Below are 20,651 nucleotides of genomic sequence, written 5' to 3' on the forward strand. Positions count from 1 at the left end.
CTACATGTGGATTTCCGCGAACTTGATCCCCAGGCCGCGTACGGTCTCGACCAACTCGTCGAGACTGCCGAAGGATTCGACTTCGTCGCTATCGTCCACCAGGAAAAAACTGCGCCCGGCGCTTTTCTTGAAAAACACGATCCATTCACCCGGATTCGCCGGGTTCTGAATCACATGGGTGGCGCAGATGTGGCCCTCTGCGTGCCGCTCCCGTACCTTCTCTCGCATCATGCTCGACTCCAGAAATGACAATGCCGCCAAAAGCCTTGCTTTGGCGGCATCGGTGCTGACGGTCGACAGTCTATCAGCCGGAAATGCACGCCGTGGCGGCATCGCGAACATCGAAGGGGCGAATTGGCACGTTGGAGATGCGCTCATGCAGCTTGATGCTGCTGCCACCGGAGCGATCCTCGATATCAAACACCGCCGCCGGGCCGGATGACAGCTTCTGCGGCACGATCACTCGCACCCCGTCTTTCTGCTCCTCGATTTGCAAGGCACCACGGCTCTCGGCGAGTTTTTCGCTCAGGCACTGCGCGTATTCATGGGGCTTCTTGCCTGAAATCACACTCATGGTCGGCAACGTCTGGTTGATCTCCGAGACACTTGCACAACCACTGATTGCCAAGACCGACAAGCCAAACATGCCCCACTTCATATGAAACCTCCGTTAAAGACCCTCCGACAGCTCAAACACGGGTTTTCTCCGAGGCGCAGTGCTTTTTTCTTCCCGGGTGTGCGCAATCTGCGTTTTTATTGCTCCACCGGGCCCGCACAGCCGGATAATAACGCCTCAGGGCTGATAAACTGCGCCAATCGACCATGCTATCGTTTTGATTTTGTAGAAAAAGCCCTTCTGGAGGCGCCTCATGAAATTTATCCACCAGCGCGAGCACCTCAACGAAGACGACATCGTCGTCATTCAATGCTCGCAAACGTGCAACATACGCTTGATGAACGACGCCAACTTCCGCAGCTTCAAGAATGGCGGCCGTCACACCTATCACGGCGGCGCGTTCGACACCTTCCCGGCCCGCATCACCGCGCCGAGCACCGGGTTCTGGAATATCACCATCGACACGGTCAACCGCCGGCCGATCAGTGTGACGCGCAAACCGACCCTGACGCACTCCATCAAGATCATCCGCCGCTCCAGCTCGAAACTGAGCTGAGCAGCGACTCACTACGCAGACAGGCAGGTATGACCGTGGCCCAGACGACCAAATACGTCATCAAGTACAAACTCAATGGCGAACGCCGCTTCGAATTCGCCCAGCTGGAAAACGGCACGGCAGAAGAAGCCAAAGCCGCGCTGGACGCCCTGCATGGCCAGGAAGACGTCATCAGCGACATCAGCGTCAGCAAAGCGCTGTAACATTGCCCCCGGCGAACATGGACGTCTGCTCCCCGCCGACATTTGACCGCAAGTGTCGGAGTGTTCAAATCGGCAATGCCGCTTAGTCTCGCCACCTCAATGACCTGAGGGCCTCGGCAATGAGCGAGCAATATCTGGACAGGCTGGACTGGCCCCTGCTGGAACAGCGACTCGATCAGGACGGCTGCGCGGTCATCGCGTCGCTGTTGAGCCACAAGGCCTGTGACCGGATCAGCGCCTTGTACGGCCAAACCGAACCCTTTCGCTCGCAGGTGATCATGGCCCGCCACGGTTTTGGCCGTGGCGAGTACAAGTATTTCGACTACCCCTTGCCGCCGCTGGTGGCCCGCCTGCGCAGTGCGCTGTACCCGCGACTGGTGCCGATTGCCAATCGCTGGCATGAGCAGATGGACCTGCCGAGCCGTTTTCCCGACAGCCACCCGGCCTTCCTCGAGCGTTGTCATGCCGCCGGCCAGCAGCGTCCTACACCGCTGTTGCTACAATATGGCCCCCAGGACTACAACTGCCTGCACCAGGATCTGTATGGCGAGCATGTCTTCCCACTGCAGGTGGCGATTCTTCTGTCAGAACCGGGGGAAGACTTCACCGGCGGTGAGTTCGTGCTCACCGAGCAGCGTCCGCGCATGCAGTCGCGCCCGCAGGTCATCGGTCTGAAAAAAGGCGACGGCCTGATCTTTGCGGTCAACCAGCGCCCGGTCAAAGGCGTGCGCGGTTACTATCGGGTGACCCTGCGCCACGGCGTCAGTCGCCTGCACAGCGGACAACGGCATACCCTTGGGATCATCTTTCACGACGCATCATGAGCACCATGCACCCGACCACCCTAGACCTGTTTGCCGACTTCGAGCCCGAACAGCAGCGCCGGCGCGAGCAGATCGGCGAACAGTCCTACGTCCTCAGGGGCTTTGCCCTGCCCTGGCTGGAACGTTTGCTGCCGGCACTGGAAGCCGTGCTGGCGGCCGCACCGTTCCGGCAAATGGTCACCCCTGGCGGCTTCACCATGTCGGTCGCCCTGAGCAGTTGCGGAACCTGGGGCTGGACCACCGACCGCAGTGGTTATCGCTATACCCGCGACGACCCGCAGACCGGCCTGCCCTGGCCTCCCATGCCCGAGGTTTTTTTCCAGCTGGCGCAGGCGGCGGCCCGGGAGGCAGGATTTGAAGATTTCGTGCCGGACTCCTGCCTGATCAATCGTTATGTGCCTGGGGCGAAAATGTCCCTGCATCAGGACAAGGATGAAAAATCCTACGCTGCACCTATCGTTTCGGTATCGCTGGGGTTGCCGGCGATGTTCCTGTTCGGCGGCTTCGAACGCAGCGACAAGAGCCAACGGCTGCCGCTGCTGCATGGCGACATCGTGGTCTGGGGCGGCGTCGATCGCTTGCGTTATCACGGCGTCCTGCCGATCAAGGATGGCCAGCACCCGCGCCTGGGCGAACAGCGGATCAACTTCACGTTTCGGACCGCGCGCTGACGCCGTGGAGTTTGACCGCAAGCGCCGGAGTGTGGACATTTGAGCCGGTGGTTAATCTGCGGCAAACGGGTCAAAGGATGTAATGCCATGACAAGCCAATCGACAATCATCAGCACCGAAAACGATCCACGCTGGGCCGCGGTTCTCGCCCGCGATCCACAGGCGGACGGGCAATTTGTCTACGCGGTGAAAACCACCGGGATCTACTGCAACCCCAGCAGCCTCTCACGCTTGCCGAAACCGCAGAATGTCGAATTCTTCGACAGCGCCGAACTGGCCCAGGCCGCGGGCTATCGTCCCAGCAAGCGCGCGGCGAAAGATCAAAGCGCTGTCGCCGCGCAACATGCAGCCACCGTCGCTGCCGCGTGTCGCCAGATCGAAACCGCCGAGGCGCTGCCCGCGCTCAATGAGCTTGCTGAAGCAGCAGGTTTGAGCAGCTTTCATTTCCATCGGGTGTTCAAGTCCGTGACCGGCCTGACGCCCAAGGGTTATGCCGCGGCCCATCGTTCCCGCCGGGTGCGCGAGCGGCTGGTGGATGGTCGCTCGGTCACCGATGCGCTGTACGCTGCCGGCTTCAACTCCAACAGCCGATTCTACGAGGCGGCGGATCAGGTGCTGGGCATGAAACCCAAGGATTACCGTGGTGCAGGGCAAAACAATGACATTCGTTTTGCGGTTGGCCAGTGTTCCCTCGGCGCGATTCTGGTGGCGCAAAGCGAGCGTGGCGTCTGCGCGATTCTGCTGGGCGATGATCCGCAGCAATTGGTGTGCGACCTGCAGGACAAGTTTCGCCGCGCCAACCTGATAGGTGCCGATCACGCGTTCGAACAGTTGATCGCCAGGGTCGTGGGTTTCATCGAGGCGCCGGCCCTGGGCCTGGACTTGCCGCTGGATGTGCGCGGCACGGCGTTTCAAGAGCGAGTCTGGCAAGCGCTGCGGGAAATCCCCGCCGGCAGCACCGCCAGCTACGCCGATATCGCCCAGCGCATCGGCGCTCCCAAGGCTGTTCGCGCCGTGGCCCAGGCCTGTGGCGCGAACAGCCTGGCGGTGGCGATTCCTTGTCACCGGGTGGTGCGCAGTGATGGCAATTTGTCGGGGTATCGTTGGGGGGTGGAGCGCAAGCGGCAATTGTTGGAACGGGAAAAACCGTGAATGGAGGTTGATGTGGTGTGGCCGCCCGCAGACCTGTAGGAGCCCGGCTTGCCGGCGAAGGCGATTTGACGGACGCCTTCGCCGGCAAGCCGGGCTCCTACAATGTTTTGTATTGGCCGCTAGCCGGCGATTTTCCAATCAGCGATTCACATCCACCACCACCCGCCCACGCAATTGCCCCGCCAGCAGGCGCGGCGCAGCCTCGATCGCTTCGCTCAATCCGATTTCATGGCTGATCAATGGCAACAGGTCGAAGTCCAGATCCCTGGCCAAACGCCCCCACGCCTCTACACGCCGGGCTTTCGGCTGAGTCACGCTGTTGATCCCGGCCAGGGTCACGCCACGCAGGATAAAGGGCGCGACGGAGGCCGGAAAATCCATGCCCTGGGCCAGACCACAGGCGGCCACGGTGCCTTCGGACTTGGTGCTGGCACAGGCATTGGCCAAAGTGTGGCTGCCCACCGAATCGATGACCGCTGCCCAACGCTCCTTGGCCAAGGGCTTGCCCGGCTCGGACAAGGTGGCGCGGTCGATGATTTCGCTGGCGCCCAGCTGCTTGAGGTATTCGTGCTCCGACAGGCGACCGGTGGAAGCGACCACCCGATAGCCCAGCTTGCTCAGCAAGGCGATGGCGAAACTGCCGACACCGCCGTTGGCCCCGGTGACCAGGACTTCGCCTTGGTCCGGTGTCACGCCGTTGCGTTCCAACGCCATGATGCACAGCATCGCCGTGTAGCCCGCCGTGCCGATGGCCATTGCCTGTGCTTCAGTGAAGGCCTCGGGCAGCGCAATCAGCCACTCGCCCTTGAGCCGGGCCTTTTGCGCCAGACCGCCCCAGTGCCCTTCGCCCACGCCCCAGCCATTGAGCAGGACTTTGTCACCGACCTTGTAGTCCGGATGCCCGCTGGCTTCGACGGTTCCTGCCAGATCGATCCCCGGCACCATCGGGAATTTTCGCACCACCGGGCTGCTGCCGGTGATCGCCAGGCCATCCTTGAAGTTCAGCGTGCTGTACGCCACACGCACCGTCACATCGCCCTCGGGCAGCTGGTCTTCATTGATCTGTTGCAGTGTGGCCCGGTAACCGCTGTCGTCTTTGTCGATCAAAATACCTTGGAACATTGCTGCCTCCTGGTGAGATCACCCGTTGTGGTGGGATTTAAATACCATATCGCAAAAAAATACCGTACTCGACTTTAAGCCAATATGATGGACCGCTATCAACGACGGAGGACTGCTGAAATGAGCCAATGGCCAGATACTCGTCTGCTTGACCTGCTTGGGATCGATCTGCCAATCATCCAGGCCCCCATGGCTGGTGCCACCACTGCGGACATGGTCATTGCGGCGAGCAACGCCGGCGGCCTCGGCTCGATGCCTGCCGCCATGCTGAGCGTCGAGCAATTGCGCGAAGAGCTCAAGCGCATCCGTCAAGAATGCCAGCGCCCGATCAACGTCAACTTCTTCTGCCATCAACCACCGACGGTCGACGAGCAACGCGCCCGGGACTGGAAGAACCTGCTGCAACCTTATTACCGCGAACTGGGTGTCGACTTCGATGCGCCGACGCCGGTGTCCAATCGCGCGCCATTCGATGAGGCAGCCTGCGCAGTGGTCGAAGAGCTGCGGCCCGAAGTCGTGAGTTTCCACTTTGGCCTGCCGGAAAAATCCCTGCTGGATCGAGTGAAAGCCACCGGGGCAAAAGTGCTGTCCTCGGCCACCACGGTCGAAGAGGCCATCTGGCTCGAGCAGCATGGCTGCGACGCAATCATCGCCATGGGTTACGAAGCGGGCGGACATCGTGGCATGTTTCTCAGTGATGACCTGAGCAGTCAGGTTGGCACCTTCGCCCTGGTACCGCAGGTCGTCGACGCGGTGAAAGTGCCGGTGATTGCCGCTGGTGGCATAACCGATGCGCGAGGTGTGGCGGCGGCGTTCATGTTGGGGGCTTCAGCGGTGCAAGTGGGCACCGCGTACCTGTTCACGCCGGAGGCCAAGGTCAGTGCCTCGCATCACAAGGCGTTACGCACCGCCAGGGAAAGCGAGACGGCGCTCACCAATATTTTCACCGGACGTCCGGCGCGAGGGATCATTAATCGAGTGATGCGCGAACTCGGACCGATGAGCGCCCAGGCACCGCGCTTCCCCCTCGCCGGCGGTGCATTGATGCCGTTGCGCGCCAAAGGCGAGGCAGACTTCAGTAACCTCTGGGCCGGGCAGGCGTTTACCCTGGGCGTCGAGTTGAGCAGCGCTGAACTGACCCGGCGCCTGGCCGAAGAAGGCTTGGCGAAATTGCTACATCGCTGAGGGTTTGTGGCGAGTGACAACCTCACTCGCCATAACCGCGCTGCAACGCATTCCGTTTACAGGCATTTCGCTATATATTCATCTATATAACGAATCACCCCTCGCAACACCTGCCCATGACGGAGCCGTTTCATGACCCTTCGCGCCTCACGTTTTGCACCCACCTGCCTGGCGAGCGTGCTTGCCGTGTTTGCCTTCGGCTCCGCCCAGGCGGACGAGGTGCAGGTCGCTGTCGCTGCCAACTTCACCGCGCCGATCCAGGCCATCGCCGCCGATTTCGCGAAGGACACCGGGCACAAGCTGGTGACTGCGTTCGGTGCCACCGGCCAGTTCTACACCCAGATCAAGAATGGCGCGCCGTTCGAAGTGTTCCTCTCGGCAGACGACACCACCGCGCAAAAACTTGAAGCCGAAGGCGACACCGTCAAGGGCTCGCGCTTCACCTACGCCGTCGGCACCCTGGCGCTGTGGTCGGCCAAGGAAGGTTACGTCGATGCCCAGGGCAAAGTGCTGGCCGATAACACGTATCAGCATTTGTCGATCGCCAACCCGAAAGCCGCACCTTATGGCCTGGCAGCGACCCAGGTATTGGCCAGGCAGGGCCTGACCGACAAGGTCAAGGACAAGATCGTCGAAGGCCAGAACATCACCCAGGCCTACCAGTTCGTGTCCACTGGCAACGCCGAACTGGGGTTTGTCGCCCTGTCGCAAATCTACAAGGACGGCAAGATCACCAGCGGTTCGGCGTGGATCGTTCCGGCCAACCTGCACGACCCGATCAAACAGGATGCGGTGATCCTCAACAAGGGCAAGGACAATCCGGCCGCCAAGGCACTGGTTGACTACCTGAAGGGGCCAAAAGCCGCTGCCATCATCAAGTCCTACGGTTATCAGATCTAAATGTCGCTATCGAGTGCCGACTTTTCCGCCATCTGGCTGACCCTGAAACTGGCGTCCCTGACGACCGTCATCCTGTTGCTGGTTGGCACTCCGCTGGCGTTATGGCTCTCGCGCACCCAATCCTGGTTGCGCGGCCCGGTCGGGGCGATCGTCGCCCTGCCACTGGTGCTGCCGCCCACGGTGATCGGGTTCTATCTGTTGCTGGCGCTCGGCCCCCACGGGTTCGTCGGCCAGTTCACCCAATCCCTGGGCCTGGGCACCCTCACGTTCAGTTTTGCAGGCCTGGTGATCGGCTCGGTGCTGTACTCGATGCCGTTCGTGGTCCAGCCGCTGCAGAACGCTTTTTCCGCCATTGGCACCCGCCCTCTGGAAGTGGCCGCGACCTTGCGCGCCGGTCCCTGGGACAGCTTTTTCAGCGTCACCTTGCCCCTGGCCCGCCCCGGTTTCATCACGGCGGCCATCCTCGGCTTCGCCCACACCGTCGGCGAGTTCGGCGTGGTGCTGATGATCGGCGGCAACATCCCCGACAAGACCCGGGTGGTCTCGGTACAGATCTACGATCACGTCGAAGCCATGGAATATGCCCAGGCCCATTGGCTGGCCGGGGTCATGCTGGTGTTCTCTTTTGCGGTGTTGCTGGTGCTGTACTCCAGCCGTAAAACCAAAGCAGGCTGGAGCTGATCGATGATTCACACGCGTCTGAAGTTGAGCTATTCGGGATTCGCCCTCGATGTCGACCTGCATTTGCCCGGCCGTGGGGTGACGGCGCTGTACGGTCACTCCGGGTCTGGCAAGACCACCTGCCTGCGCTGCATCGCCGGGCTGGAACGGGCCGACCAGGGGTTTGTCCAGGTCAACGATGAAGTGTGGCAAGACAGCGACAAGGGGATTTTCGTCCCGCCGCACAAGCGCGCACTGGGTTACGTCTTTCAGGAAGCCAGTCTGTTTCCTCACCTGTCAGTGCTGGCCAACCTGCAGTTCGGCCTCAAGCGCATCCCCCGGCAACAGCGCCGGGTCGACATGGCCCATGCGACCGAGCTGCTGGGCATCAGCCACCTGCTCGATCGCCATCCGCAGCACCTGTCCGGCGGCGAACGCCAGCGCGTGGGCATGGCACGCGCGCTGCTCACCAGCCCGACGCTGTTGTTGATGGACGAACCCTTGGCCGCGCTGGACGCTCAACGCAAAAGCGAGATCCTGCCTTACCTGCAACGGCTGCACGATGAGCTGGACATCCCGGTGCTGTATGTCAGTCACTCCCAGGACGAAGTCGCGCAACTGGCCGACCACATCGTCCTGCTCAGCGACGGCAAGGCGCTGGCCAGCGGCCCCATCGGCCAGACCCTGGCCCGCCTCGACTTGCCGCTGGCGCTGGGGGACGACGCCGGCGTGGTGATCCAGGGGCATGTCGCGGCCTATGACGCCCACTACCAGTTGTTGACCTTGCAACTGCCCGACACCGACCTGAATATTCGCGTGGCCCACACGCCGATGGCACCGGGCCAGGCGCTGCGCTGCAAGGTTCAGGCGCGGGACGTCAGCCTGAGCCTGCACGGCGACGAACAAAGCAGCATCCTCAATCGCCTGCCGGTCACGGTGGTCAGTGAAATGGCCGCCGACAACAGCGCCCATGTACTGGTGCGCCTGGATGCCGCGGGCAGCCCATTGCTGGCGCGTATCACCCGCTATTCCCGGGATCACTTGAACCTGCACCCGGGCCAACGACTCTGGGCGCAGATCAAGGCCGTGGCGGTGCTGGCGTAAAGCCGGGGGCACGACTGCCGCGGCGCGGGGTCAATGGCTGTAACGGCCCCTCGATCCCTCGCCCAGGACATTCGCCATGCCCGATGCACTGCCCCGTGACCTGCATTACGTCGATGACACCCAGCCGGGCATTACCCGCCGGAAACTGCGCGGCAAATTCTGCTACTTCGAGCCCTCGGGCCTGCGCATCGTCGACCCGGAGGAGATCCAGCGCATCAATGCCCTGGCGGTCCCACCGGCCTACACCGACGTGTGGATCTGCACCGACCCGCGCGGCCACCTGCAAGCCACCGGCCGCGACGCCCGCGGGCGCAAGCAGTACCGCTATCACCCGCGCTGGCGAGAAGTGCGCGACAGCGACAAATACTCACGCCTGCGGGATTTCGGCCTGGCTTTGCCGAAGTTGCGCAAGCAACTGGAAGCCCTGCTGGCGGCGCCGGGTTTCAGCCGCGACAAAGTCATGGCCACGGTCATCACCCTGCTCGACGCGACGCTGATCCGTGTCGGCAATGCCCAGTACGCCCGGGACAACCGCTCCTATGGCCTGACCACCCTGCGCGACCGGCATGTGGAGGTCAACGGCAGTGCGATCCTGTTCCAGTTTCGCGGCAAGAGTGGCATCGAACATCAAATTACCGTGAAGGACCGGCGACTGGCGCGGATCGTCAAGCGCTGCCAGGAGATTCCCGGGCAAAACCTGTTCCAGTACCTCGATGAAAACGGTGAGCGACACACCATCACTTCCGCCGACGTCAACGCCTACCTGCAAGACCTGACCGGCGCCGACTTCACCGCCAAGGATTACCGAACCTGGGCCGGCAGCGCCCTGGCCCTGTCGGTGTTGCGCGAGCTTGAGTGGCAACCCGAATCACAGGCCAAGCAGCATGTGGTGGCGATGGTCAAGGACGTCGCCCGGCAGTTGGGCAACACCCCGGCGGTGTGCCGCAAGTGCTACATCCACCCGGCGGTGCTCGAGGGTTTTCCCCTCGGCGCCCTGGCGCAATTGCCAAGGCCGAGGGTGCGCAAAGGCCTGCGGGCCGAGGAAGTCGCGCTGGCGATGCTGCTTGAGAAAATGGCGTCTGAACCGACGAACTGACCTGCCTATTTTTTGCACGATTGCAAATGGCTTCTATAGTAGATCTGTACACGAATCAGCTGCGGTGAAGCCATGGAAGACATTTTTGTCGTCAAGCGCTGCAACAAGATCATCATCCATGGACGCCGGGCTGGAGAAACCGTGCATCAACCCGCTGACGCCGCCGTCTGGTACCGCATCGCCGATACTCGCACCAATGGCTTCATCGGCGACGGCTACGATCTTGAACGCGATGCCCAATACGTATGTCGAGAGCTCAACGCCCGATCGCAAATGACGGTCCGACAAGGCTGACGAGCATTCGCCAAGCGGTTACGGGTCTATACTGAGACAGTGCTGAAGGATCAGCGCCTCATCGGTGGAAGCTCGCTGGCGGCGGGCTTTTTACTGCCAATCTTCAGGTTTCTTAACGGAGGTGTTCCCCATGTCCGAAAAAGAGTCCATCACCACCCTGCTCACCCTGCTCGACTCCCGTCAGGTTCGCCTGGCTGCCGCGTGCAAGGAAATCGCCGACTGGGTCGATCATCAAGGCGGACACCCGACTGCGCTCAGGATCCGTGACCGGCTGAACGATATCGAAAAGGATACGCCGCTGATCCGCAACACCCTGTCGGCGCTGCGGCCAGTCGATCCGCCGCTGCCACGGTTCAGATGATTGCGATTCGGATACCGCTGCACAGACACGACCTGACGCGGGACACATGACCGGCGACACTATCGTCACCGCGTGTATGTGTCTCTGCGATTCTGGCCCCCCAACCCAGCCCGGCGCTGGGATTTTTTACGCCCTCAAGCGGCGAACGTCAGCAAGCCTGGGTTGTCCAATGATCACCTCGCCACGAAGGAGGCGTTCAGATGGTTACCCACTTCAAAGTCAGCGGGCACCTCGCCTGCGGACACACAGGCAACAACCTCACCTCAACCCGGGAACTGAATCGGGTCAAATGCAGAAGCTGTCGCAACACCGACGCTTACAAAGAGGCGCGCAAGAGCGAGCGCAACGCCGCCCGCCGCGCCGCACGCAAGGCAAGAACCCCTCATGTGCTCATAGACTGGCGCCAGGACTGGATCGAGCGACTGTCCGCCATGACAGGCCTGCAACGGCTGCCGCGGGGTTTTCATGGGCAGGGATTTGTCTAGAGGCAACAGGATCGGGGTCGATCCTGTCGACTCCGATCCTTAGTGGTCAATGGCACACCAGCCCGAGGATTTCGTGCAGTGACATGCGCTTGAAGGACTCCACCAACCTGCACCCTTCCTCTGGCCCGGACGACACCGCCAGCCGCATCGTCGCTTCGCCCAGGTGCCAGATCAAGAAAGCCGCATCCGCCAACTGCTGGGCGTCGGCGCCTGGTGTTACCCGCAACATGGCCTGGGCCAACAAGTCGCCAGCGATTCGACTCTCCTGCAGTTCCAGCTCGAGCAGTTGCTTGTCGGCCTGCATGCCGGACCAGATGTCACGCATCGCCGGTGTCGCCAGGACAATGTCGTAATACTGGTCGAGCAACGTCGAATAGGCCGCCTGCAACCCTTGCACATCCTCGACCTCCCCCAGCGCCTGTTCGATGCAGCGACGACTTTCAGCGTTATAGCGCTCGGCCAAAGTGCGGATGATCGAGCTCTTGTCGGGGAAGTATTGATAAAGCGAGCCAATTGAAATCTGCGACAGCGCGGCGATTTCACTCATCTTCACCTGGTCGCTGCCTTTGCTCGAAATCAAGTCCGTCGCCACGGCAAGTATGCGCTCCTGACGCTCGCGACTGCGTTGTTGCGCAGGGACGCGTCGAATCGTTGCCTGTTGGGGCGTTTCAGTGTCCTTGTCTGTCACTTGGGTTCCTCCCCTTTTCTATAACATGACGATGACTCACCTTAGCATTGTGTGAAGGCGTGCCCATACGTCGGTTTTTGCACTTCGGTCGATTGACGGAAAAACATGAGGGTTTATCATCTTTAAAACATGAGCATCACTCACATTGGTGGCTGGAGATGAACGCGATGACAACCTCTCAAGAAACCCTGCTGATTCTCGGCGCGACCGGCAAAACCGGTGGGCGCATCGTTCAACGCCTGCAAGCACTTGGCTTGCCCGTTCGCCAGGGTTGCCGAGGGGCGACCCCGGCCTTTGACTGGGAGGATCGATCGACCTGGGCCGCGGTGCTCCAAGGCGTCCACTCGGCCTACATCAGCTATCAACCCGACCTTGCGGTTCCAGGCGCCTTGGAGAGCATCCAGGCATTCACCGACCAGGCTGTTCAATCAGGCGTGCGCAAGTTGGTGTTGTTGTCGGGCCGCGGGGAGGTCGAGGCGCAACAGGCCGAACGCGTAGTGCAAAACAGTGGCGTCGACTGGACCCTGCTCAGGGCCAGTTGGTTCTGCCAGAACTTCAGCGAAGCGCACTTTCTCGAACCGATCCTCGAAGGTGAACTGGCCCTCCCCGTCGGGCCGATCCCGGAGCCTTTTGTCGACGCAGAAGACATCGCCGACGTCGCGGTCGCGGCACTGACTCAACCCGGACATTCAGGCCAGCTCTATGAACTGACCGGACCACGCGCGCTGACATTCGCGCAGGCCGTCACGGAGATTGCCCAAGCCACCAACCGCGACATCGGGTTCCTGTCCGTACCGGCCGATGACTATCGCCAGGCGCTGGAACAGCAACAACTTCCACCGCCCCTGATCGACCTGGTCATGTACCTGTTCACCACCGTGCTCGACGGCCGAAACACAGCGGTCGCCGACGGCGTGCAACGCGCGCTTGGGCGTCCGGCGCGGGACTTCAGCGACTACGTCCGGCGCACTGCGGCGACGGGTGCCTGGAACCGTCCGATGTGAGGCATTGGCAACAATGGCCTTCCTCGGCTAGGGTCACTTTGCGTATCGAACCAAGGCGTCTTGATTGGCAGAAGTCAGCCCATGGAGGAAGTGATGTCATCCACTCGTAATGCCGAACAAACCTATCGCCAGTGGTCCAGCCCGATCCTGCTTGAACTCAAGGAGCGAGAACATCAAATGACCCCGTCGGACCGCGAGGCCCTGCAAACCATTCTGCTGGAAAGAAGACTGATCGATGTCGGCAATCCCAACGGCAGCGATCGACGCAAGGCAGACCTGAACGCTGAACACAAACAGGAGTAACGACGCAAAGGACAGCAATAGACGAAGTCGAACACACAAGGGTTTGCATTAGCTTCAGTCCGCAAACCCTTGATCTCAGAGCCCCCTAAGCAGCTCGTTCCAGGGCATCCAGCAAGTTGGCAAACTCCAGCGACAGCTTATGCCGAGGGGCGAAATGCACGAGGGGAACCGACACCTCATGAGACTCGCGCATCTTCACCGAGCTGCTCAGGTAAACCGGCAGCACCGGCAAACCTTCGGCCATCAGCTCATCCACCAGCATCTGGTGCAAGCCGGTGTGACCAGTGAACTGGTTGACCACCACCCCTTCCACCTTCAGGGATTCATTGTGATCAAGGCGCAGCTCTTCCACTTGGGTGATGACGCGATACAAAGCCTGGCGGGAAAACCTGTCGCAATCGAACGGAATCAGCAAACGGTCCGCCGCCACCAGCGCGCTGAAGGTGTAGAAATTCAGTGACGGCGGTGTGTCGATGTAGATGCGCTCGTAGTCCTCGGACAGTGCGACCAGCAACTTGCGCAGCTTGTTGATCTTGAACTTGCTCTCCAGTTTTGACTGCAGCTCGGACAGCTCGGCACTGGCCGTCACCAGGTCGAGATTGGCGTAAGGCGTGCGGGTGATGTTCACGCGATTCTTCCTGCCCTCGAACCCGCTGGACAAGGTCTGCTTGAAAAAATCGGCGATCCCCGCAGGAATGTTCTCGTTCATCAACCCGGTGAGATAGTGGGTCGAATTAGCCTGGGGATCGAGATCAACCAGCAGCGTCCGGTAACCTTCGGCAGCACTGACGGCGGCGAGGTTGCAGGCAATGCTGGATTTTCCGACACCGCCTTTCTGATTGAATACGACACGACGCATGGGACTTGCTCATCCATGAAAAGGCCAGAGGCCGACTGAGGGAAACTGTAAGAAGTCGTGTCAATTCTATGACTGAATTATTACAGTATTGCGACAGTGGTTGGCGCAAGCCACGAGTTAGAGCGCTGGGCTCCTAAAAGAGCTCTTCAAGGCCTGTATCTCACATCAACGTTCGCCGAAGCGCTAGTGAAGTACTCGAACAAAACTCAGCCATGCCGGGCCTCCTGCTCGCGCATACCTTGGATGATCGTCGACGCAGACAAAACAAGGCGAAGTGGGTTGTCCTTGGAGGGCATGAACTGCAGGCTCTGGTAGTAAGCTGCAGCAGCCTCGTCTTTTGCATCAACAACGATGAAAGCCACGCCACAGTGCTTCGATACCGCGTACACGCGGCGAAAGAAATCAGCCATCAACCGCTGACCCAACCCCTTCTTCTGCATGCGCTTGTCAACGCCAAGCCTGCTCAGCAGCACTGCCGGCATCGGATACCGAGGCAACTTCTTTTTCATCTCATCACTGAGCTGATCGAGCGCCACAGCGGTGTTGGCCAGGGTGTAGTAGCCCAGCAGAACTCCGTCCTGCAGATACATGAACGTCCGGGAAATGTTACGCTTTTCGTCCTGACCAGCGTGCTGGGCAATATATGTGTTGAGGGCTGGATGAACTCCGCAGTCGAACGCAGCGCGATCTATCGACTTATCAAAGTCGACGGTGATGAAATCCATTAAAAGCCCTTAGCGTAAGGCAAGCAGATTGCGCAGCGCCTGATTAGGCTCGGGAGGATTGTCGAGCAGCTGGTATGCAGTGTCAGCATCCAGCACCGTCATGCCCTCGAAATCAACAGAGTCAGAAACCTGGGCCGACTGATCGTGCACAACGGAGCGGACCGCGAGGGCATCGACGACTTTTTTCAGGTCGCGAAGCTCCCGCTCCAGATTCTGAAGGTGCGGGACTCGTGGAGTACGAGGGGCTTTGTATACACCCGACTGACTCAGACCACTGCCGGCAAAAGCCTTTGCGGCTTGTCGCTCAACCACTTCGCTTGCACGCGAGGACACAACCACAATGCGATCGTCGCCGAGTCGGACGTCGAAATGCGCCTTCTTGCTGCCTGTCGGTGGCAGTGGTTTGTTTTCTGCTTGCTTGGTCACGGTGTTGCTCCTGTTGAGAAGCAAGAATATCACAAACTGCTTGACACCCCAGGGTTACGAAGTAACCGCCGATTTCAGGCGCTAATAATGTTTGCGGTAACCGGCGCGCTCCCAGTGAGTGAAGCGAACGAGCACCTGGCTGCCGATGCCAAGAAGATCAGGACATTGCTGCCATCAACGTTTACATGATCGTGCTCACAGGCGGCATCATGTACTCACCCTTGACCACGCTTTGTCCCGGGCTGTACAGGCGCAACAACAAGCTGAAGTCGCCCTTGGGTACCGGCAGCCAGTTGCTTTCCTTGTCAGCCCCTGGCGAAGGGTGTTGCAGGTAAATCGTCAGCGAACCGTCGGCATTCTTCTTCAGGTCCCGATTCTTGGTGCCGATTGAATAGCGATTGATCGGGTTGGGCTCGAAAAAGTGCTCACCGTCGTACGCCGATATTGACCAGAACGCCTCGGCCGGCGGTAGTTGATCGGCCGCAAATGTCAGGCTGTACGGCTTCGAGCCCTCAAGCCGTTCCCCGCGGCCATCGTAGTCGGTGCCCAGATACAGCGCGTCGTCCGGCTTGTTGGTGGCGATGTAGGCCTTGGCTACCCAGGCACGGCGCAAGTAGTTGCTTCCTGCTGCGCCGGCAGTCAGGTCGGCCGCCCACTGGTTACCGAATTTGTTGGGGTGGATGCTGAACGAAAACCCGGCATTGAGCACCATCGCACCATGCGCCAGTGCCCGGTCCAGGCCTCGCTGGATGGCCGGGTTGGTCTTGGCAAACTCCAGCGTGCGCTTGAAGGTGTCCACCAGTGCCGCCTCCTCCGGGCGTGGCTGGTTCTCTAAGAGGACTGTCGCCAGGTCGGCCCAGAAGGTTTCGTCCTTGACCCAGCGCACTTCTCCCTTGCTGTGTGCCGGGGCCGGAAATGTCGGCAGGGCGTGCCAATCGACGTTCCTGGGTTTGCCATCGAACTGGCTGAGCGGATAGGCGTTGACCTGGTTGACCAGCGAGCGCACGGCCTCCCGGTCCTGAATGTCGTCATCCATGAAGATGCGCGGCACCACCCAGGCCAGGTTGGTCGGCGAGCGCAACATCTCGACCACCCCGGCCGGTTTTTCACCCTGCCAGTCCGGTCCGACGATCATGTAGAAACCAGGTTTGGACTTGATCCGCGAGCCGGGGGCCGCGAACACTTCGGTATAGGCGTCCATGCAATGCAGCACCCAGTAGCGTGCGCCAAAGTCGGGGATCTGGAACACCACCGGGCCCTTGCCGAGGTCGGTGAACATCTGGCCGTAGATCACGTCCTGGTTAGGGGTCAGCACAAAGCGCTGCCCGGCATCGAGGTAGTCGGTCAACATGCTCAACTGATTGACCGGGGCCACCGGAATGATGCCGCCGACCAGCCCCGGACGTGGCACCGGCTGCATGGCGGCGCGGCGGTTATGCAGGTTGACCGCCGGCCAGCCCCAGATGTAAGCCTGTTTGCCGATGAGGTAGGCGTAATCTTCCTGGGCCTTCTGGTAAACCTGAGTCGACTCAGCAGCGTTGAGCGGCGTTTTTTCCTGGGCCACGGCCCCCAGGTTTATCGACAAGGCCAGGCCGACGGCGGCCGCAATAGGTGAAAATCGGAGCGAGAACATTAGCGTGTTTTCCTTGTATTGGAGGGGCCTTCCCTTTCTGTGAGGGTGTTCGGGTCAGAATGACCAGAACCAGCAAAACCAGACGCAGCTGGTTGACTGGCTGCGCAGTTGGTCCTGTACGGCGTACCAGGCGGGCGGGTATGAGGCGAAGGCGATGGCCCCGGCGATCACTAGCGAAGGCAGTATCAGTTCGAGGGCACGCGCAACCTTGCCCATCCATTCAGAAGCCATGATTGAGTCCCCCGCGTTCAGTTGACACGGCGGATGGCTGGCGACACACGGTCACCGCGGAAGATCGCCGGGTCCGTGGCCAGGAATGAAGCGGATAGCGCATGCGCAGGTCCTCGATTGTTGTGATTGTTGTTATCGGGCGGCTCGACTCTGGGCAGTCGAGAGGCAGGAGGACTATGCAAATTCCCCCGGCGCGCATTGATCCCCCACATGGGGGGAACCGGGCGGCAAAAAAAAAGGGCGAACCCCGAGGATTACCCAGGCTCCGCCCCAAAAACACAGCACAGCGACCCGCAGTCACTGCGCCAGATAACCTCCGTCGACCACCAGGTCAGTACCCGTTACATAGCTGGCATCGTCCGATGCCAGGAAGAGCGCGGCCTTGGCGATTTCCTCAGGGGCGCCTACGCGGCCCATGGGGATGCGCTGCTGCAGGAAACCCTGGAACTGTTGCGCCTGTTCCGCGCTGATGGTGCCCAGGCCGCCAGTGAACATCGCGGTCGAGATGAAACCCGGGCATAGGTTGTTGATGCGGATGCCATAGCCCAGGCGCGCGCAATGGGCGGCGGCTGCGCGTGTGAAGATGCGCACACCGCCCTTGCTGGCGTTGTAGGACGGCACCAGTGGCTCGCCGATGATGCCTTCGATGGACGCGATGTTGATGATCGCCCCGCTGCCCTGCCCCTTCATGGCCGCGATGGCCTGTTGGGTGCCAAGGAATACACCGTCGAGGTTGACCGCGTTGGTCTTGCGCCACTGCGCCAGGGTCAGGGTTTCCACGTCGGCGATGATGGCGATGCCCGCGTTGTTGACCAATACGTCGAGGCGTCCCCAGCGTTGCTGGACGGCGTCCATGACCTGCTGCCATTGCTCCTGCGAACTGGCGTCATGAACATGGAAGTCTGCCGCCAGGCCTTCTTCCTGCAAGCGGGCAACGGCGCTTTCGCCATTCGCCACATCGATATCGGTCAACAGGACCTTTGCGCCTTCGCGCAGGAAGGCTTCGGCGATCGCCAGGCCGATACCGCTCGCGGCGCCAGTCACCAGGCAAACCTTGTTGTGCAGACGACTCATGAGTTTCTCCTTTCTTCAGACAGTCAGCAGGCGCAAGCGCCGCCGTCGATGACGATTTCGCTGCCGGTGCTCCAGCGCGACGCCTCGGACGCGAGGAACAGCACGGCGCTGGAAACATCCTGCGGCTGGCCGTAGCCGAGCGGGTGCAGAGACTCGGCGTAGGCGTCGGCGCTGGCTTCGTCGGGCGCCAGGCCAATGGCGACAAAACCACGCACCACATTGACGCCCATGTCGGTCTTGATGATTGCCGGGTGGATCGAGTTGACGCGAACGCCATAGCCCAGGCGAGCGAACTCCACGGCCGCTGCCTTGCTCATCAGGCGCACCGCACCTTTGGAGGAGCAATAACCGCCAAGCGCCGGCATACCCACCAGGCCGGCCACCGACGACAGGTTGATGATCGAACCGCCCTTGCCCGCGGCGGCGCCCGGGCGCATGACCCGGGCGGCGTGCTTGATGCCGAGGAACACGCCGGTGACGTTGATCTCGTGCATCAGGCGGAAGTCCTCGACGCAGGCTTCGGTAAACAGCGCCATCTTCTCGATGCCCGCGTTGTTGACCAGCACGTCGAGCCCGCCGAAGGCCTCGACCGTTGCGGCGACCACCTGCTGCCATTGGGCTTCGTCGGTCACGTCATGCACCATGGCCAGGGCTTCGCCGCCTGCCGCACGGATACGTTCGGCGGTGGCTTGCGCCTGCTCGAGTTGCAGGTCGCTGACCATCACTTTGGCGCCCGCCATGGCCAGGGTGTGCGCAGTTTCGGCACCCAGGCCTTGCGCGGCGCCAGTGACCAGGGCGACCTTGCCGGCCAGGGCGAATCGTTCGAATACAGTATTCATCGTGATTTTTCTCTCGTGTTTGCTCACGCCGGTAAACGGCGCAGGAAAGCCAGGAACAGCAGGCTGAACAGTGCGTCGGCGCTGGCCAGCAGCGGCAGTTGCCAGCCAATGTCTCCCAGCAGCCAATGACCGAACACCAGCAGCACCACCAGCGTCTTGCCCAGCACGCCCAAGGCGATGTAAGGGCGAAAACGCTGCGGATGGCCGGCGACTCGCGCATAGGCGTAGCCGAACACCGCAATCAGCATCGCCGTCAGGTCGAGGAACAAGGCATTGCTGCCGTAGGCCGGCGTCAGCCCCAACAGGGGTGCCAGCCAGGATTGGCAAAACAGCAGGCCCGAGGCCACGGCCACATTGAAGGCGGCCGCGATGCCGAACAGCCAGCGGGCGTGAAGCCGCACATCGCGTGCTGCCGCGCGCGGGGCGTGAACCGTACGGGCTGGTTTATCCAGGACGACTGGGGGCATATCTTTCTCCGCTTGCGATGAACCGTTCAGGCTGGGCAACTGGCTGTTCAGGCCGGCAATGCGCTGCAATAGCCGCGCTCGTGGAAGAACTGGATCAGCTCGCGATGACCAAAGGCCTTGGCAGGCGACTGGAAGCCGACGTTCTTCTGCCGGTTCTCAAGCAGGCGCAGGGCTCCTTCGGCACAGAGGTCGCCGGTCCAGGTGTAGGCCGCGGACAGGTTCATTACGTAGGACGTGGTGATCTGCCGGCCCTGCCCGTGCACCACGATCACACCGCGTTGCACGTCCAGCGAATCCTTCGGCGGCTCGCCCGTGTCCATCTGGTCGCCCATGTGGTTGGTCCACTCTTCACGCTGCTGCTGGGTCAGGCCCGGCGCGACCGCGTTGAAGGCCTTGATCGCCTGGATGACCGGGCCGATCATGTGTTCGCCGACCGCCGTCAGTACCTTGCAGTTACGCACGCGCGGATCGTTCTTGAACCACACCGGCTCGCAGGCGCCACCCCAGGGGTGAGCACTGAGCAGCGCATTGCGGTAAGGCACGGACACCTGGTAGGCCACGTCATTGGGCCAGGATTTGTACTCACCCTGCTCCAGGTAATACTGGGACACGTCGTTGCAGACCATGCGCAGGAACGACTTGGTCGAGGCTTCCGAGGGCAGGCCGTTGTCGATCTGGTAGCAGATGTCCAGGCTGTCGATCAGCGGATTCTCCAGCACCACTTCGGCGGCCAGGGAGCCGGCGGCCCACATGAAGGAGTTGGCCGGGCACAGCAACAGGCCCTTGGCGGCGAAGGCGGCACCGAATTTCTCGCCGATGGCGGCGGTCCAGTCCTGCTCGCCAGTGGTATCCAGGTAATGGCAGCCCGCTTCCAGGCAAGCCTCGACCACCGGCCAGGCGATCTGCATGAAAGGACCGGCCACGTTGATCACCACGTCCACCTCGGCGAACAGCGGCAGCAAGGATTCCAGATCGTTGCTGGCGACGACGATTTGCGCATCGACCGCTTGGCCATGACGTTCTTCGACTACCTGCAACGCCGCTTCCAGACGGGCCTGGGTGCGCCCTGCCATGTAGAACGGTATGCCGCGCTGGGCCAGGGATTCGGCTACCAGTTTGCCGGTGTAGCCGCTGGCGCCATAGATCAGGACTTTGCGTGCTTGGGACATGTGA

General features: G+C 61.2%; 28 protein-coding genes. 15 read left to right on the forward strand and 13 right to left on the reverse strand.

The genetic code is table 11. The annotated features are described in order from the left end of the window. Nucleotides 1-231: a hypothetical protein gene (locus ACM6I6_RS17820; RefSeq protein WP_414920344.1), complete on the reverse strand. Its 231-nt coding sequence runs from the start codon at nucleotides 229-231 to the stop codon at nucleotides 1-3. Nucleotides 232-304: 73 nt separating this feature from the next. Further along, nucleotides 305-658, reverse strand: coding sequence for a hypothetical protein (locus ACM6I6_RS17825; protein WP_274077153.1), 354 nt, complete (start codon nucleotides 656-658; stop codon nucleotides 305-307). Nucleotides 659-869: 211 nt separating this feature from the next. On the opposite strand from ACM6I6_RS17825, the gene ACM6I6_RS17830 reads away from it, so the two are divergent. The 5 genes from ACM6I6_RS17830 (at nucleotide 870) to ada (ending at nucleotide 4,022) form a co-directional block, all read left to right on the forward strand. Beyond that, entirely contained in the window at nucleotides 870-1,172 is a 303-nt protein-coding gene (locus tag ACM6I6_RS17830) for a DUF1883 domain-containing protein (protein ID WP_008065357.1), read from the forward strand. A 35-nt stretch (nucleotides 1,173-1,207) separates the two neighbouring features. Beyond that, entirely contained in the window at nucleotides 1,208-1,375 is a 168-nt protein-coding gene (locus ACM6I6_RS17835) for a hypothetical protein (RefSeq protein ID WP_274077159.1), read from the forward strand. Nucleotides 1,376-1,494: 119 nt separating this feature from the next. After that, entirely contained in the window at nucleotides 1,495-2,199 is a 705-nt protein-coding gene (locus ACM6I6_RS17840) for a 2OG-Fe(II) oxygenase (protein WP_414920345.1), read from the forward strand. Nucleotides 2,200-2,204: 5 nt separating this feature from the next. Beyond that, nucleotides 2,205-2,870 (forward strand): DNA oxidative demethylase AlkB, encoded by a 666-nt coding sequence (alkB, locus tag ACM6I6_RS17845; RefSeq protein WP_323606427.1) that lies wholly within the window; start codon nucleotides 2,205-2,207, stop codon nucleotides 2,868-2,870. 87 nt (nucleotides 2,871-2,957) lie between these two features. Continuing rightward, nucleotides 2,958-4,022, forward strand: a complete 1,065-nt coding sequence (gene ada, locus ACM6I6_RS17850; protein WP_414920346.1) for a bifunctional DNA-binding transcriptional regulator/O6-methylguanine-DNA methyltransferase Ada — start codon at nucleotides 2,958-2,960, stop codon at nucleotides 4,020-4,022. A 138-nt stretch (nucleotides 4,023-4,160) separates the two neighbouring features. On the opposite strand, the gene ACM6I6_RS17855 is transcribed toward ada, so the two are convergent. Beyond that, nucleotides 4,161-5,144: an MDR family oxidoreductase gene (locus ACM6I6_RS17855; protein ID WP_274075999.1), complete on the reverse strand. Its 984-nt coding sequence runs from the start codon at nucleotides 5,142-5,144 to the stop codon at nucleotides 4,161-4,163. Between the two features lie 120 nt (nucleotides 5,145-5,264). On the opposite strand from ACM6I6_RS17855, the gene ACM6I6_RS17860 reads away from it, so the two are divergent. From ACM6I6_RS17860 to ACM6I6_RS17895, 8 genes are all read left to right on the forward strand, one after another. Continuing rightward, nucleotides 5,265-6,329 carry an NAD(P)H-dependent flavin oxidoreductase gene (locus tag ACM6I6_RS17860; RefSeq protein WP_414920347.1) on the forward strand — a complete coding sequence of 355 codons (1,065 nt, stop codon included), beginning with the start codon at nucleotides 5,265-5,267 and terminating at the stop codon, nucleotides 6,327-6,329. A 132-nt stretch (nucleotides 6,330-6,461) separates the two neighbouring features. Next, entirely contained in the window at nucleotides 6,462-7,229 is a 768-nt protein-coding gene (gene modA / locus ACM6I6_RS17865; RefSeq protein WP_414920348.1) for a molybdate ABC transporter substrate-binding protein, read from the forward strand. Next, entirely contained in the window at nucleotides 7,230-7,910 is a 681-nt protein-coding gene (gene modB / locus ACM6I6_RS17870; protein WP_414920349.1) for a molybdate ABC transporter permease subunit, read from the forward strand. It begins immediately after the preceding gene. A gap of 3 nt (nucleotides 7,911-7,913) precedes the next feature. Beyond that, the gene (gene modC, locus ACM6I6_RS17875; RefSeq protein WP_414920350.1) at nucleotides 7,914-8,993 is read left to right on the forward strand and encodes a molybdenum ABC transporter ATP-binding protein; all 1,080 of its coding nucleotides are present in this window, start codon (nucleotides 7,914-7,916) and stop codon (nucleotides 8,991-8,993) included. Between the two features lie 76 nt (nucleotides 8,994-9,069). After that, complete coding sequence (locus tag ACM6I6_RS17880; protein WP_414920351.1) at nucleotides 9,070-10,089, forward strand: DNA topoisomerase IB; 1,020 nt, start codon at nucleotides 9,070-9,072, stop codon at nucleotides 10,087-10,089. Between the two features lie 72 nt (nucleotides 10,090-10,161). Then, on the forward strand, nucleotides 10,162-10,383 hold the full coding sequence (locus ACM6I6_RS17885) for a hypothetical protein (RefSeq protein WP_274075993.1): 222 nt from the start codon (nucleotides 10,162-10,164) through the stop codon (nucleotides 10,381-10,383). A gap of 130 nt (nucleotides 10,384-10,513) precedes the next feature. Further along, nucleotides 10,514-10,744, forward strand: coding sequence for a hypothetical protein (locus tag ACM6I6_RS17890; protein WP_274075992.1), 231 nt, complete (start codon nucleotides 10,514-10,516; stop codon nucleotides 10,742-10,744). Between the two features lie 200 nt (nucleotides 10,745-10,944). Further along, entirely contained in the window at nucleotides 10,945-11,229 is a 285-nt protein-coding gene (locus tag ACM6I6_RS17895; protein ID WP_323606172.1) for a hypothetical protein, read from the forward strand. Nucleotides 11,230-11,275: 46 nt separating this feature from the next. On the opposite strand, the gene ACM6I6_RS17900 is transcribed toward ACM6I6_RS17895, so the two are convergent. Continuing rightward, on the reverse strand, nucleotides 11,276-11,917 hold the full coding sequence (locus tag ACM6I6_RS17900; RefSeq protein ID WP_414920352.1) for a TetR/AcrR family transcriptional regulator: 642 nt from the start codon (nucleotides 11,915-11,917) through the stop codon (nucleotides 11,276-11,278). A 167-nt stretch (nucleotides 11,918-12,084) separates the two neighbouring features. Here ACM6I6_RS17900 and ACM6I6_RS17905 point away from each other — a divergent pair, with 167 nt between their 5' ends. Both ACM6I6_RS17905 and ACM6I6_RS17910 read left to right on the forward strand, forming a co-directional pair. Next, nucleotides 12,085-12,921 (forward strand): NAD(P)H-binding protein, encoded by an 837-nt coding sequence (locus ACM6I6_RS17905; RefSeq protein WP_414920353.1) that lies wholly within the window; start codon nucleotides 12,085-12,087, stop codon nucleotides 12,919-12,921. A gap of 93 nt (nucleotides 12,922-13,014) precedes the next feature. Beyond that, nucleotides 13,015-13,224, forward strand: coding sequence for a hypothetical protein (locus ACM6I6_RS17910; RefSeq protein WP_274075988.1), 210 nt, complete (start codon nucleotides 13,015-13,017; stop codon nucleotides 13,222-13,224). Nucleotides 13,225-13,309: 85 nt separating this feature from the next. Here ACM6I6_RS17910 and ACM6I6_RS17915 read toward each other — a convergent pair whose 3' ends face one another. From ACM6I6_RS17915 to ACM6I6_RS17955, 9 genes are all read right to left on the reverse strand, one after another. Continuing rightward, entirely contained in the window at nucleotides 13,310-14,083 is a 774-nt protein-coding gene (locus ACM6I6_RS17915; RefSeq protein WP_414920354.1) for a ParA family protein, read from the reverse strand. 206 nt (nucleotides 14,084-14,289) lie between these two features. After that, nucleotides 14,290-14,808: a GNAT family N-acetyltransferase gene (locus tag ACM6I6_RS17920; protein ID WP_406591671.1), complete on the reverse strand. Its 519-nt coding sequence runs from the start codon at nucleotides 14,806-14,808 to the stop codon at nucleotides 14,290-14,292. Nucleotides 14,809-14,817: 9 nt separating this feature from the next. Beyond that, nucleotides 14,818-15,234: a hypothetical protein gene (locus ACM6I6_RS17925; RefSeq protein ID WP_274075985.1), complete on the reverse strand. Its 417-nt coding sequence runs from the start codon at nucleotides 15,232-15,234 to the stop codon at nucleotides 14,818-14,820. Nucleotides 15,235-15,415: 181 nt separating this feature from the next. Then, complete coding sequence (locus ACM6I6_RS17930; protein WP_406591672.1) at nucleotides 15,416-16,867, reverse strand: DUF1254 domain-containing protein; 1,452 nt, start codon at nucleotides 16,865-16,867, stop codon at nucleotides 15,416-15,418. 54 nt (nucleotides 16,868-16,921) lie between these two features. Then, nucleotides 16,922-17,098 (reverse strand): hypothetical protein, encoded by a 177-nt coding sequence (locus ACM6I6_RS17935; protein ID WP_323606179.1) that lies wholly within the window; start codon nucleotides 17,096-17,098, stop codon nucleotides 16,922-16,924. A gap of 297 nt (nucleotides 17,099-17,395) precedes the next feature. Next, nucleotides 17,396-18,172, reverse strand: coding sequence for a glucose 1-dehydrogenase (locus ACM6I6_RS17940; protein ID WP_323606181.1), 777 nt, complete (start codon nucleotides 18,170-18,172; stop codon nucleotides 17,396-17,398). A 23-nt stretch (nucleotides 18,173-18,195) separates the two neighbouring features. Next, complete coding sequence (locus ACM6I6_RS17945; protein WP_323606182.1) at nucleotides 18,196-19,011, reverse strand: glucose 1-dehydrogenase; 816 nt, start codon at nucleotides 19,009-19,011, stop codon at nucleotides 18,196-18,198. Between the two features lie 23 nt (nucleotides 19,012-19,034). Continuing rightward, nucleotides 19,035-19,478, reverse strand: a complete 444-nt coding sequence (locus ACM6I6_RS17950) for a hypothetical protein (protein ID WP_323606183.1) — start codon at nucleotides 19,476-19,478, stop codon at nucleotides 19,035-19,037. A gap of 47 nt (nucleotides 19,479-19,525) precedes the next feature. Beyond that, nucleotides 19,526-20,647: a saccharopine dehydrogenase family protein gene (locus ACM6I6_RS17955; protein WP_406591674.1), complete on the reverse strand. Its 1,122-nt coding sequence runs from the start codon at nucleotides 20,645-20,647 to the stop codon at nucleotides 19,526-19,528. Between the last annotated feature and the right edge of the window lie 4 nt (nucleotides 20,648-20,651).

Origin of the sequence: Pseudomonas sp. IT-P218, assembly GCF_949767605.1 — a bacterium.
GTDB classification, from domain to species: domain Bacteria; phylum Pseudomonadota; class Gammaproteobacteria; order Pseudomonadales; family Pseudomonadaceae; genus Aquipseudomonas; species Aquipseudomonas putida_AE.